8 protein-coding genes and 4 pseudogenes are annotated in these 13414 nt (G+C 61.0%); 6 read left to right on the forward strand and 6 right to left on the reverse strand.

Annotated features, from left to right (window positions below; genetic code table 11):
- Positions 1 to 227 (forward strand): annotated as a pseudogene (locus NW75_RS28430) (hypothetical protein); the annotation flags it as partial.
- Positions 228 to 229: 2 nt separating this feature from the next.
- Positions 230 to 442: a hypothetical protein gene (locus NW75_RS28435; RefSeq protein WP_197057864.1), complete on the forward strand. Its 213-nt coding sequence runs from the start codon at positions 230 to 232 to the stop codon at positions 440 to 442.
- A 168-nt stretch (positions 443 to 610) separates the two neighbouring features.
- Here NW75_RS28435 and NW75_RS20465 read toward each other — a convergent pair.
- From NW75_RS20465 to NW75_RS20480, 4 genes and pseudogenes are all read right to left on the reverse strand, one after another.
- A pseudogene (locus tag NW75_RS20465) lies at positions 611 to 3152 on the reverse strand (strawberry notch-like NTP hydrolase domain-containing protein).
- A 173-nt stretch (positions 3153 to 3325) separates the two neighbouring features.
- The gene (locus tag NW75_RS23225; RefSeq protein WP_052192549.1) at positions 3326 to 4234 is read right to left on the reverse strand and encodes a DUF4365 domain-containing protein; all 909 of its coding nucleotides are present in this window, start codon (positions 4232 to 4234) and stop codon (positions 3326 to 3328) included.
- Between the two features lie 89 nt (positions 4235 to 4323).
- Positions 4324 to 5183 (reverse strand): annotated as a pseudogene (locus NW75_RS20475) (DUF7146 domain-containing protein).
- 109 nt (positions 5184 to 5292) lie between these two features.
- On the reverse strand, positions 5293 to 6597 hold the full coding sequence (locus NW75_RS20480; protein ID WP_033967247.1) for a replication protein RepA: 1305 nt from the start codon (positions 6595 to 6597) through the stop codon (positions 5293 to 5295).
- A 547-nt stretch (positions 6598 to 7144) separates the two neighbouring features.
- Here NW75_RS20480 and NW75_RS20485 point away from each other — a divergent pair.
- From NW75_RS20485 to NW75_RS24730, 3 genes are all read left to right on the forward strand, one after another.
- Complete coding sequence (locus NW75_RS20485) at positions 7145 to 8347, forward strand: AAA family ATPase (RefSeq protein WP_033967249.1); 1203 nt, start codon at positions 7145 to 7147, stop codon at positions 8345 to 8347.
- A 268-nt stretch (positions 8348 to 8615) separates the two neighbouring features.
- Positions 8616 to 9593, forward strand: a complete 978-nt coding sequence (locus tag NW75_RS20490) for a ParB/RepB/Spo0J family partition protein (RefSeq protein WP_033967251.1) — start codon at positions 8616 to 8618, stop codon at positions 9591 to 9593.
- Positions 9594 to 9635: 42 nt separating this feature from the next.
- Positions 9636 to 10445: a hypothetical protein gene (locus NW75_RS24730; RefSeq protein ID WP_156143093.1), complete on the forward strand. Its 810-nt coding sequence runs from the start codon at positions 9636 to 9638 to the stop codon at positions 10443 to 10445.
- Here NW75_RS24730 and NW75_RS24075 read toward each other — a convergent pair.
- Entirely contained in the window at positions 10384 to 11070 is a 687-nt protein-coding gene (locus NW75_RS24075; RefSeq protein WP_231565355.1) for a hypothetical protein, read from the reverse strand. The two genes, NW75_RS24730 and NW75_RS24075, sit on opposite strands and share 62 nt — an antisense overlap.
- 422 nt (positions 11071 to 11492) lie before the next feature.
- Here NW75_RS24075 and NW75_RS20510 point away from each other — a divergent pair.
- Positions 11493 to 12591: pseudogene (locus NW75_RS20510) on the forward strand (integrase); the annotation flags it as partial.
- Between the two features lie 54 nt (positions 12592 to 12645).
- On the opposite strand, the gene NW75_RS20515 reads toward NW75_RS20510, so the two are convergent.
- Positions 12646 to 13410, reverse strand: a complete 765-nt coding sequence (locus NW75_RS20515) for an IS6-like element IS6100 family transposase (RefSeq protein WP_001389365.1) — start codon at positions 13408 to 13410, stop codon at positions 12646 to 12648.
- Between the last annotated feature and the right edge of the window lie 4 nt (positions 13411 to 13414).

The raw sequence follows: 13414 nt of genomic DNA on the forward strand, positions 1-13414 counted from the left end.
TTGCGCCAGACCGGACATCGACAATCATGCGCGCCGTACTGGTCGATGATCGTGTCATCGATATCGGCCCATTGTCGTCGCGCAATGCGAAGCCAGGCCGCGAAATGCTCGGCCTCGGATCGATAGGACTGGGCCGGTCCTTGCGCGAGTTGCAAGCGATCGATCCCATCGAAATAGTCGGCGAGGTGCCGTGGCAGATCGTCGATCCCGTCTCGACACCGACGTAGCCTTGATCCTCCAGGAAGCGGACGAAGCGCCTGACTCGCGCTGCAATGTCCGCCTTATAGACTGGCTGCTGCGCCGAATACCGGTGGCAACGGCACCGATGCTTCTCGAACCGCCGAACGGTCCGATCGTCGATCGTGCGGATCGCGATCCCATGCAGTTCCATCCAATGCAGGAAATGACGGGCCGCAGCGCCAAACAGAATCGCACTGCCTGACCTCTCGTCGAGCGACAGAGAGGAGAGGAATGCGGTGAGTAGAGCGTCGTGACTGGGCGGGTCTTCGACCCGGAGCCGGGCCGCTCGAAACGACAATAATGATCTTGATCGCATGTTGGTTCCTTCGACTTGTTCAGGTCGAGGGAACCGTAATTATCTGGAGTGAAATCATGGAAAACCGAAGGAAACCTGCGTCTCTCGCCGCCACGCTCGACATAAACTGCGACTGCAAAGAAGCCGTGTAATGTGGAGCTCCACATTACACATATCGCGAGGCGACAGATCAATCTCCAGGTCCGCCCGCTCGTCGGGGCTGAGCGCGCCTAGCCGGCGGTCGAGGATCGATTCTGCTGTCGTCACCAGTTGCATCACCACCGATTGCCCGCTCTCGAGATGGTGCTGAGCGGCAGCAATGACGGTCGGCAGCTTCATCGAGAGCAGAACCTGGCCGAAGAACCGCTGTTTAGTCGACTCGAAGCGGGAGCGAGCAGAGGCTTTGGCGCCGCTATTCAGCGTCGCGTTCTCCAGGCCGTCGACGACAGCCGTCAGTTCGAGGGCCTTTTCCATATTCTGATGGATGATCGACCAGGCATCCGCATAGGTGTCGTAGATCTCGATCTGGGCCGGCGTCAGCTCGTGCCTGAGAATGTCATATTCGACACCGGCGAAGCTGAGCGCGCGCGCCATGTAGAGGCCTGTCGCCTTCAGGTCGCGAGCGACCAGCTCCATGGCCGCGATACCGCCCTTTCGGATGCTGCTGATGAACTGCTCACGGTCGGGAAAAGCCGTTTCTGGTCCCCAAAGGCCAAGGCGGACGGCGTATGCGAGATTGTTGATGTCGGATGCACCGGTCGCCGAGGCGTAGAGCACACGGGCACCGGGCAACTGATTCTGGAGAAGGACGCCACAGATTCCCTGTTGAGAGCCCTCCTTTGCGCCGAGAGCGCCCTCCCCGCCTGCGACCCCGCCCATCTCATGGGCTTCGTCAAACGCGATGACGCCTTCGAAATCGCTGCCCGTCCACTCGGTAATCTGTTTCAGCCGGCTGTGATCGCCGCGTAGCGAGCGCAATGTGGGATAGGTAACCAGCAACACGCCCTGGTCGAGCTTGATCGGCTCATCGATCTTCCAGTTCGAAATAGGCTGGATGTCACCATTGAGGCCGCCAAGCGCGGTCCAGTCCCGTCGGGCATCTTCGAGGAGCGGCGCGTTCTTGGTCACCCAGATGTTGCGCCTACGGCCTTGCAGCCAGTTGTCGAGAATGCAGGCCGCGATTTGGCGGCCCTTGCCGGCGCCCGTGCCGTCGCCGAGGAAGAAGCCTTTGCGATAGGCGTCGCCATCCTCCGCCAGAGTGAGGCCGACACCTTCCTTGTTGGGCTTGAAGCGCCCGGGAATGGTCTGCGACCAGGCATGACCGGCATAGACCACCGTCTCGAGCTGTGACGCCGAGAGCAATCGCTCAGCGACGGTGCGTTCGGGGAGGTTTGGTACGTAACCAGGGATCGCGCCGGGATGGAACCCATCGCAACGGACTCGACCAGCGCGGTCGGGTGGTCGCCCGCCTTGTCGAAGGTGATGCGGCTCGGGCGATAGGGGAGATAGACGCCTGTCTGATCAAGCAACGGCGCTGGCGTTTCGAGCTTGGCGTACTCCACTGGCAACACATGATTGCGGACGGGCGCGTGATAGCGCGCGGTGCCGGCCGGTTGCTCTTGACCGCTCGAAACATCGAGACACCGCTGGAGCGCCTCGGGGCGGCTGCTGGCAGGTCGGCGCGAGCAGGGGCTCGTTCGTGGATGTTCAGTGTTTCGATCAGCTCGGCGACCGAAGAGCGTTGTATGATCGCCGGCGGCGCTTTGCCCGGCAGCTTGTCGATCACGAATAAGCGAACCGCGATCGATGTGCCGTGCTTTAGATAGCATTTCTCAAGACGGATCGCCGTTCGAACGGTGACGTCGCGGAGTACCGTCTCGTACTGATCACGCATCCTGGCACTCGGTCCAAACCAGTCAGGCATGATCGCGACGAGACGGCCGCCGGGGCGCAAGCGGCGGAGCGCCGCCTGGAGATGGCGAACCGCGGCAAAATCGTCAGCCCCACGTCCAAGCGAGCGCGAGAACGGTGGGTTCATGATGATCAGTGTCGGGCGCTCGATCGCGGCGAGGGAGGAGTTGAGCGTCGCACCGTCGTGGCCGGTAACGCTCGCGGCCGGGAAGACATCCACAAGGCGGCCACGGCGCGCGGGATCGAGCTCATTGAGGTGGAGCGCCAGATGGGCGCCAAGCTGCGCGACCAGAAGGCCATTTCCAGCGCTCGGCTCCAGGATCACGTCGTCTGGCTGAACGTTCGCCAGGAGCATCGCAACGGCAGCGATATCAACCGGAGTCGAGAATTGCTGCCACTCGATCTGCTCTTCGCTGCGGACGGTCTGAGTCGGGAGGCGTGTCACCAGGCTGATGATCGGGCGGACATCGTCGAACGAGGTGAGGGCCAGGTTTGAAGCGCGGATATGCAGGGCAAGCGCATGCTCGAGGATTTCGAAACTCTCGCGCTGGGTCCACCGGCCTTCGGCGTCGGAGCCGCCATAGGCTGCCGTCATCGCTTGGTTGAGGTGCCGTCGTGTGATCGTCTCGCCGGAGCTCAGTAGCGGAAGAAGCTGGCGTGCGGCTTCATGATCGGCACGCTTGGCCGCGTGGAAGAGGTCGGTCATCTGGGATCTCCTGCGTGGCTGCACCCTCGGCAGCATCACGCTCTCGACCCCCCTCTCCTTTTCCGGCGCTTCGCGCCGTGGTCCCCCGACGCGTCATTGCGCCGATATGTGCCCTTCCCTGAACCGTGATCCCTTGATGTCGTGGTACGTGACAGCTCTCCGCGCTTATAGCTTCACCCCTGGAAGCTTTGGTGCGCCTGGAGCGGGACCGCCTGAGACCACAGCTCTTCGAATTGGGAAGCCATATCATCGATAACATTGCGGGACGTGAGGATGGTCACAACCTCGCGTGCCGCGGCCGTTCGTTTACGCGTGAAGTTGGCTGTCGTCAGGCAAGCGACCTCTCGATCGACCAAGATCGATTTGAGGTGCAGATGCTCAAGAAGGCGAATTTCCAATCGACCTTCAATGCCGATTGCCTTGAGTAGTGACTGCTCTAGGGTGGAGGCGGACGTAAGTATGCGCACCGAGAGCTTCGAGGCCATGAAATCCAGCAGCGTCAGAAAATCCATCGACAGGAACGGCGCTGCCACCAGAAGTTCATGTTCAGCACGGCCCAGCACATCGTGGATGGTAGATAGCGATCCATCGCTGAAGCGGGTTTCCGGCTGCAACTCCGCCGGGATGGTCTTCTCGCTGCGCCGCCCCAGCCGGTGAGCCCACTCCGTGGCGGCAGTCGCATCCAGCTTCTGGCCGTGCGGCACCAGCACTTTGTAGCCCCTCGGTGTCTCGACTACGGTTTCTGGTGAAACCCACTGCCAGATCGCATCGTCGGTCCCGGGATAGTGGAGGACCACCACGACGGGGAGCTGATGGGAGCGATAATAATCGAGATGCCGTCTCTCATCTCGAAAAACAACGCCCTCCGGGCCGCTCTCCCGGAAGAAACGGTCTCCGCTCTTTATCTGCAGCGATATCCATCGACCCGTCGCTTCGTTGGCCCGGACCTGCTCGACAATACCGTCGATCCCGACATCTGGCCCGGAAACACGTCGGAAAATCCATTTCAGAGACCGCTTCACGATCAGCTCGACAGCGGTTTCTCCTTCGTCTCCTGTGGCAGAGCTATTATCGTATCTCATCACTTCCCTATACCGATGAAGCCGGCCGCCGCGACCGGTCTATTGGCAAGAAGAGGCGCACATCCGGCATTGGTCCTGCCCTTTTCGCGTCAACTCCGGGTTTGCAGCAACGACTGGCCATCGAGCACCTTCGCCCAATCCTTGAATTTGGGCGGCGGCGGGAAGCGACGAATATCGAGCCCATCTCGCGCATATTCTTCTTGAGCCTGTACTGCAGCGCGCCGGCCTTCCGGATCATTGTCTTCGGCGATGAACAGGGTCGTGACGCTCGTGGGTATGACGAGTTGATCAAGGCGCCGCGCCCCGAGTGAGGCCCAGCAAGGAATGTCGTTCAGTCGCGTGAAGGCGTCGCAGTCTCGAATCCTTCCGCGATCGCGAGGGTCGCGCCCCCTGCCCTGCCCCGCCATGCGCCGGACAGCGGCGTGCCAAGCATGACTTTGCGAGTATAGTCGGCGCTTTCGCTATCGAGAAAAATCCGTTGGATCGCGACGAGCTTCCCGACCTCGCGAACCGCTACGAGCAGCGCCGGAAGAAACGCCGTTTTAGGTTTCGGTAGATATGGGCAGCGTGGATGGAAGCGGATGTCCGGCGGCGGCGGCAGCAGTAGGTTGCGGCGCGCCAGATAGCGCTCGGCGAGTGTCCCACGCACGTCGACGGCCTGATCCCAGATCCGCTCTACGTTTGCAGGGCGCGGAGCGCGCGCGGGATCAGGGAGCGCGTAATGCTGGCCAGGGCGAACACGCCGGAGCTCGCGAAGCACATCTTCTCGGGAGCATCCGGCAAAACAGGTGACGAGGATGCCTCTGTCGCCTTGGCGGATGGAAAGGCTTGGATCGCTGTCAGCGTGCGCTGGGCACCGACACATCGCGACATGACCGCTCCAGGTGCCGCCTAGCGCACCGACGATATCGACAAGTTCTTGAGAGGGCCGTTTGGCTGTAAGCGGCATGATCCTACCTCCTGCTTACCAGCTCGGGCCCCCTCCCCTTTTCCCCGTCGATCTTTGCGGACAGACTCCCTCGCCGGCGCGTTCGCAGGAACGGCTCGGAGATCATCGGTCAGTCGTCAGGCCGATTCGCTCTGCGCTCGGCGTAGCTGATGACAAAAGCCTCCCAGACGCGGAGCCACTCGCTGTCGGTGCGCGGTTTGGCGAAATTTGGACATCCCTTGCGAAAAGCTGTCGCCATATCGTCCACCGCCCAGGGTTTTCCTTTGGTGAGACCAATCTGACGAAACACGGCCTCGCGGGTGCCATAGGCCAATGACCCCGTCGGGAACGCGAGGAGCGGCTCAGCATCCTTGGAGGGCACAACCGGCACCTCGCGGCGCTCTTTGACCGATGATCTCGGTGCCGTTTCTGATGCGGCGGGTCCCACCAATCGGAGGTGAGGCCCGACGAGCTTGCGCTCCATCGGCGCGGGCGACGGGTGCAACACCACTTTCCGGCCCGAGAGATCCACATTTGCGTTCGGATAGACGGCGGACACGATCTGCATCGTCTCCCGGACGGTCTGCCGGAAACGCTTGCTGTCGGCCTCGTTGCCCAGATGCTTGGCGAGCTGGTCCCAGGAAATGACCTGCCCTTTGTCCGAGCCGATTCGCGGAAGCCGATATGCAAGGTATGTGTAGAGGTCGAGCGCGGTTGGCGTGCCCTTTAGTTCCCGGATAGCGACTTCGTTCAGAGGCACGGCGTGATCGACGAGGTGGCTGTAAAAGGCCTCCGACATACGGATTTCACGCGCAAATGAGCCATTCTTGTCGAGCGATCCTGCATATTCGTTCGAGATTTTCACGTCGCGGACTGCAAAGGCGTTGTCGTCGGTATCTGTACCATCCCACCGGATCTGCCACTCACAGGCGAGCAGCCGATCGACCTGCTCCCGCATGAGGTTGGCAGTACCGCGGGGGCCGTAGGAGACCGTCTGATAGCCCAGTCGCCGCATCCATTCGGTGAAGTTGCGACCGAGATAAACATCACGCGATTGCTTCATGACGGCTTGCGACAGGAGATAGATCAGCGCCACGCGGGGGTAAGCACCGTACGGCACGCCAAGGCTTCGCATAACCGACTTGCCATCGACATTTTGCAGGACCGGCCTTGGGTTGATTGCGAGCGCGTATTTTCCGTCTTCACGAACGATCGGCTGCGTGTCGTCTTTCGGTCGCTTGGTCGGCAGCGACATGGCACAGAGGGCCGAATGGAGAAATGCGGGGACAGGTTCTTCGTCCTGGACCCGAAGAAAAGCATCGAGGGTGAGTTGGGTACCCGCAGTAGTTGCGAGTCGGCGCACGCTCTCTTCACCGCCGTTGAGCATGGCTAGTGCGTACTGGTGCCCAAGCGGCCTCTGCGGATCCCCATTCATGGTCTGCCCTTCCCTCCGAATCTGCCGGAGGTTTTGATAGGCATGTCTCAACAGGTTTGAGCAGCGAAATCAACCCCGTTGGCAGTTTGGGACGGGAAATGGCCGCCAAACCTGCAAAACGACCGATGATGTCGGTGCCTTTCGGGGCCTCCCGGTCTTTTTCACGCTTCAAAACTGAAAAATCAAAACGATTCGCGAATCGGTTTTTCTTAGGTTGATTCTAGTAATAGGTATGCGCTCCGACATCATCGGTCGCCCTGCACCGAGATCATCGTTTTCCTGCACCGAGATCATCGGAAAGTACCGAGATCATCGGTAGTTATCCACAGGCGTCCATTCAGCGCCCTTTGTCGCTTGAGCGACTGAGATCTGCATCAAGTCGGCACCGAGATCATCGGTCTGAATCTTTTGAAGGGCCCTGCACAACTGGTCGATTCGCCAACGGCTCGGAGATCATCGGTCTAGTTGTAAGTCTGATGGCCATTTTGTTGCTCGAAACTGCCAAGGGCGCTACTATGGTCTATCAAACCCACAGAAGCGGACAAACATGGCAACAGATCCCTCCTTAGCCCAGCCCGATGACCTGATCGAGGGCGGGCTCGACGTCCTGCACAGGAAGTCGCTGACGATCCTCAAGCGGATTCGCGATAGTGCGCTGGATCCCGAGACTGGTCAGAAGCGAGGACCCACCTTCCCTATCTCGAAGGCAGCCGCTTTGGTGGGGAGAACGGCCTCGGCAGTTCGAGAGGCTGAGCGAGACGGGCGCCTCCCCGAGCGCGATCGGACTGGCTCGGGCCACAGGGTCCAATACTCCCTGGAAGAGCTCGACCATATGCGCGAAGTGTTTGGGACGCGGCCGTGGCGGGAGCCGACGGACACGCCGGCGATCATCTCGGTGTGCAACTTCAAAGGCGGCGTGGGCAAGTCGACGATCGCGCTACACCTGGCGCAGCATTTCGCGATCCACGGCTATCGCGTGCTGTTCATAGATTGCGACAGCCAGGCATCGTCGACGATGATGTTTGGCTATCGGCCTGACGTCGATCTCGAGGAGGAGGATACCCTTTACGGGCATTTCCATAACCCGGAGCTGCTTGGGGTTAGGAAGATCATCCGTAAGACGCACTTCCACAACCTCGATCTGATCCCGTCCAACCTGCGGTTGTACAATCTGGAATATGAGATCGCCGGGTACATGGCGAAGAATCAGAATATGGAGATCATCGACCTCATAGCGGAGGCGATCGATACGGTTGTCGACGACTACGACATCGTCATTATGGACCCGCCGCCCGCACTGGGTATGGTGTCGATGGCGGTCCTTCAGGCCGCGAACTGTATGGTGATCCCTGTACCGCCGAGCTTGGTCGATTTCGCGTCTACCGTGTCGTTCATCGACATGACGCGAACGACGATGAAGCAGCTGGAGGAGATTGGTGGCCGCGGTCGGCCCGCATATAATTTCATTAAACTGGTGGGGAGCCGCGTAGATGAAAGCAAGTCGATGCACCGCGAGGTGCTGTCGATGATGCGGCAGGTTTTCGGCGGTTCAATGACCCAGTCCGTGATGGTGACGAGCGCCGAGATCGACAATGCGAGCTCACGCATGAAGACGGTGTTCGAGCTCGAGAAGCCAGTCACTTCGCACGAAGTTTATAACCGCTGCATGAAGCATCTGACGGAGGTCTGCCACGACATCGAGCAAGACGTTTTGCGGACCTGGGCAAGCAGGGCAGGGCAGGGGATTTGAGGCCGGTTGCCACGTGGCAACTGCGTGGAAATCCGGAACGAATTGCTCAGTCAGATCATGGAGCGCCGGCAGCCGGATTCGGAACTGTTGCCACGTGGCAACTTGAGACAAAAACAAGCTAAAACAAGCGATTAGGCGAGGCAATGATGCGATACAATCGGACGGAAATACCTCCCTCAAGCATAGCAAAAGCGAGCGAGTTGCCACGTGGCAACTCTGGCCTCGGGGCGGGGTTTGCGGTCGACAAGAATGAAGAAGGAATGAGCCGATGAGCAAGGGAAACAAGGGCTTCGGCTCGCAGTTCACAGATGGCCTCGACGACGAGGAAAATCTCGATAAGTCGAACCCTGCGGAGGGCATCATGGCAAGCCGCAGCCAGACACTGGCGCGTCTTGCCACGGGCAAGTCTGTGGCGGACCGAACCGAGTGGGTGGACCCTGCGAAATGTCGTCCCTGGCGGATGCACAACCGCGACCTCGATCATTTATCCGAGGACAGCTGCCGCGACCTGATCGACTCTTTTCTATCGGCCAAGAAGCAGCGGATTCCAGCAATCGTCCGCAGGCTAAAGGGCGATCCCGAGTTCGATTACGAGATCATCGCCGGCGTGCGGCGCTGGTGGACGGTGAAGTGGCTCCGCGCGCATCACCATCCCGAGTACGAGTATCTGGTGACGATCCAGACCGTCACGGACGAGGAAGCCTTCCGCGTTTCAGACGTTGAGAATCGCTCGCGTAAAGATATTTCGGATTGGGAACGAGCGAAGGAATACACGATCGCCCTCGCCGAGTTCTACGAAGGCTCGCAGTCGCAGATGGCAGAGCATCTCAACCTGTCGAAATCCTGGTTGAGCCGTCTTTTAGACGTTGCGCGGCTGCCCGAGGAATTGGTCGCTGCATTCTCCGATACGCATGACATCACCGTTCGGGTTGCCCGCGACATCAAGCCGCTTGCGGGCGACGCAAAGTCGCTCGCCAAGATGCGTGAAGAGGCCGAGCGGATCGAAGAAGAGCGTTCGCGTGAAGGCGTGAAGATCAGCGGGCCGGAAGTTGCCAAGCGGCTCGTCAAGGCTACCGTCGCCCCTGCCGCAAAAAGCGTTGCGGAAAAGGAGATTACCGGAAATGGCGGCAAGGTCATCCTGCGCTACTCGAAGGCGAGGGGAGGGGGATTGACGATCAAGGTTCCGCCAAAGGCCGATGCAACGCCGGCTGAGCTGCTGAAGGCGATCGAAGGGTTGCTTGGCTAGCCGACATCGAATGCCCTTGGGACGATACCAGTTAGGAACCACATGACCGCTCCCGGCCCTGACACCATGCATAATCCCACGCTGCTACCGGACGAAAAGGTTGCCTGGCTCCATTTGCTGGAAGTCGGGGGCGATGGAACGATCGCGCAGGGAACGCCCCCCGTTTCTACACATCTCGACGCTGCTCAGAGCGCAGCGGGAGATGAACAGTGCGCGGGAGCAGAGCAACACACAAATGATCGTGCCGCTGCTCGCGGCCTTCGCCATCCTCGACCAGATCGGCAGAGCTATGGGTTCAGTGAAACGATCTCTGGAGAGCCGCCGGCGAACGCCCCAATAAAGCGAGCGCTACATCACTTTCCGCTGCCGTGGGGAACCCTTTCGGCCGATGAGATGCATGCGCTCTACATGATGCGCAATGGACTGATGCACGACGCAGCGTTCTCGTCGATCGAGCGCGGTGGCCAGAAGCGCAGCATGATCTTCCGGCACGACATACGCATGGAAAAGATGGTGGTGCTGGCGGTCCGGGACTGGAACGGGAAGCCTGACGATGTCTGTCGCGAGACCATCACGTGGGTAAATCCAGACTTGATCCTCTGGGTCGCGAACAGCGCGATCGGCCGCTGTGGCCAAGCTCTGAAGCTCAGCGACCCCAACCTGGAAATCCGTCACGATCCGCAGGTCATCGCCGCGCGGTATCTCCTGTGGCATCAATATTCTCCGTCCAGCGTGACCGATGATGAGGCCGAATGGCTGAAGCCTGGTCGCCACGAAGTCCGAAAGGAACTTAGGTCGAAGTTGACGGATGCCGAGGTCGCTCGCCATGAGCAGCGCTACTACCCGACGTAGCAAGGAGCTTGCGGGCGCCCTGGGGCGTCACGCCAAGGAGACGTGCGACAGCTGCAGGCTGCAGGCCGGGATAGGATAGCAGGAGTCGGGCGAGGAGAGGAGCCTTGCTCCTCTTGGTGACGCCGTGATCGCTCAGCGTTCTCGAGGCGGCACGTTCGATCGCATCGAGCTCGCGAAGGCTGGCACGCGCCGCGCGGCCAATCGCGACCGCTAGAATTTCCGCTAGCTCGGCGGGGGAGGGCGGCAGAAACTTGGGCAACAAGACCAGCGACGGGATGACCCGCGAGGTGAAGCCGGCGCGAAAAAGCATCCGTGGTACGGCAACGGCGATCAGCCAAAGTCGGTCGCGCTGACGTGGTGGAAGTTCGAACGACCGCCCGTCGAAGCTAACGACGTCAGCCGACGACGCTGGCGCAGGTTCGGTGAGGGCAGCGAGCGCGAAGACGCGCTCCGCAATGGACAAAAGGTCCGCTAACGGAAATGGCTCGTCAGCCGAAGCTTTGATCTGGCGCCACAGAGGCCCGAAGTGGGCGAGGTCGTCACTTCCATAGGCCGCAGCCTCGGCGCGGTCATCGAGAACCGAGCGCAACGTGTGGAGCGTGGCCAGGCTGATGCGGTCCATCACATCTTCGTCGCGGGTAAGCGCGAGATGGAAGACCGCGGCGACCGAGATGGGGTCGTTCAGGCCCTCAGAGGCGCGTGGAGGGGGGCTCCTGCCCGCAATCCAGTCCTGGAGGGATCGAACGTCAATCGGGACGCGGCGAGGCCGGCCAGCGCTACGGCACCGCTTAGACGCGCGCGCGCGAGGAAAATGTCCGTGACCGGGCTGTTCTGTAGGCGCCCGTCGAGGCGGCCGAGCAGCAGCATTGTCCGCGCAAGTTCGGGGAAGCCATGATTTTCCATCGGTCTGTGCATGCCAGAATAAGAAACCAAAGTCAGCAGTTGGTTTCCTTGCCTATCCTTATCAGAATATGGACACGCGATAATTGCCCTTATCACATAAGCGGAATTGACGCCTCTTTATAGGGTGGGCTACGCATCACGGCGATGGATCACCGGGCGCCCCTCGACGATAATGCCCTGATTGCAGGAGAAACTACGCCAGCGCCGCCGGCTCCGGCTGATGATCTCTGCTGGGCGGTGGTGAAGATGCACGCGGTCGAGCGCACTGTTGTCAACGAACCGCTGATCGCCGCGTACCAAGCGGCATCCTCGCCGCACAGCATCCGCGCGCTCAAGTCCGACCTCGAGGCATTCGACCTCTGGTGCCGGCGGCACAGCTGTGTCGCCCTCCCGGCATCGCCTGAAATCGTGGCGGACTATCTTGATGCGCGCGCGGAGAAGGGGAGCAAGCCAGCGTCGCTTGGCCGCTACAAGGCGTCGATCGCCAAGATCCACCTGCTGCTTGACCTCAAGGACCCGACATCGGCACCCCTGGTGAAACTTCGGTTCGCAGCGGTGCGACGGGAGAAGGGCACGGCGCAGAAGCAGGCGCGACCTTTGCGGTTCAAGGGCCCCGTGCGCGACGTCGAGCGCGACAAGGCGCGGGGGCTCAACATCCGCGCGCTGCTCGAGAGTTGTGGGGACGACCTACCAGGGCTGCGCGACCGCGCCTTGCTGTCGGCTGCCTATGACACCGGCCTCCGCGCCTCTGAGCTGGTCGCGGTCACGGTCGAGCATATCGAGGAAGCGATTGACCCCGAGGCGCGCCTGCTCCAGATACTGCGCAGCAAGGGCGATCAGGACGGGGGAGGGGGCAACCGCCTATCTGAGCCCACGCACTGTGGCGGCGATCGCGGCCTGGACCGAAGCAGCCGGGATCACGGCGGGGCCGCTGTTCCGGCGGGTGCAGGTGCGGCGCTACAAGAAACGCCCCGCCGTGCGGGGTCGGTCGATCGACAGCATTTCGGGGCGAGAAACCTGGGATCTGCGCAAGACGCTCTCCAAACCGGCGGTGAAGGCGCGCGTCGAATATGACATCGGCAGCGTGGCGCTGCACCCCGGGTCGATCGGGCCGATCTTCCGGTCGATCATCCGGCGCGCGTTCGATCTCGGCGCGCTGCCCGATCTCACGGCCGAGGATCTGGCTCGGCTGCTGAAGGGAATCAGCGCGCACTCGACGCGGATCGGCCTAAACCAGGACCTGGGCTCTGTTGCAAAGATTGGCGGCAGTCAGAGGTAGGCTGTCGCTCTGCGCCGATCAGGCGGCTGCTGCGAAATGGTGGTTGAGCATGCCCATGGCCTCCGTCAGCGCCGAGGGCCCAATGCCAAAAGCTCTCTCCACAAGGCGCACCTCGCCCCTGATGCCGGGCTGCAGGCACCAGGGGCGAGCCTGTCCTTTGCGCAGGGCTCGCATGACTTCGAATCCCTTGATCGTGGCATAGGCCGTGGGGATCGATTTGAAACCGCGCACCGGCTTGATCAGTATCTTGAGCTTTCCGTGATCGGCCTCGATCACGTTATTGAGATACTTCACCTGCCGGTGGGCCGTCTCCCGGTCCAGCTTTCCTTCGCGCTTCAATTCGGTGATCGCTGCACCATAGCTCGGCGCTTTGTCGGTATTGAGCGTGGCAGGCTTTTCCCAGTGCTTCAGGCCTCGCAGGGCCTTGCCCAGGAACCGCTTCGCTGCCTTGGCGCTGCGGGTCGGCGACAGGTAGAAATCGATCGTGTCGCCCCGCTTGTCGACTGCCCGGTACAGGTAGGTCCACTTGCCCCGCACCTTGACGTAGGTTTCATCCAGGCGCCAGCTCGGATCAAAGCCACGCCGCCAGAACCAGCGCAGCCGCTTCTCCATCTCCGGGGCGTAGCACTGGACCCAGCGATAGATCGTCGTATGGTCGACCGAAATGCCGCGTTCCGCCAGCATTTCCTCAAGGTCGCGATAGCTGATCGGATAGCGACAATACCAGCGCACCGCCCACAGGATCACATCACCCTGGAAATGGCGCCACTTGAAATCCGTCATCGTT

This window comes from Sphingomonas sp. Ant H11 (assembly GCF_000797515.1).
Taxonomy (GTDB): domain Bacteria; phylum Pseudomonadota; class Alphaproteobacteria; order Sphingomonadales; family Sphingomonadaceae; genus Sphingomonas.

What these genes read in the sequence shown, in the direction of transcription:
- NW75_RS23225 (WP_052192549.1), bottom strand. Translation starts at nt 4,234, where the DNA reads ATGAGATACGATAATAGCTCTGCCACAGGAGACGAAGGAGAAACCGCT.
- NW75_RS20515 (WP_001389365.1), bottom strand. Translation starts at nt 13,410, where the DNA reads ATGACGGATTTCAAGTGGCGCCATTTCCAGGGTGATGTGATCCTGTGG.
- NW75_RS20485 (WP_033967249.1), top strand. Translation starts at nt 7,145, where the DNA reads ATGGCAACAGATCCCTCCTTAGCCCAGCCCGATGACCTGATCGAGGGC.
- NW75_RS20480 (WP_033967247.1), bottom strand. Translation starts at nt 6,597, where the DNA reads ATGAATGGGGATCCGCAGAGGCCGCTTGGGCACCAGTACGCACTAGCC.
- NW75_RS24730 (WP_156143093.1), top strand. Translation starts at nt 9,636, where the DNA reads ATGACCGCTCCCGGCCCTGACACCATGCATAATCCCACGCTGCTACCG.
- NW75_RS20490 (WP_033967251.1), top strand. Translation starts at nt 8,616, where the DNA reads ATGAGCAAGGGAAACAAGGGCTTCGGCTCGCAGTTCACAGATGGCCTC.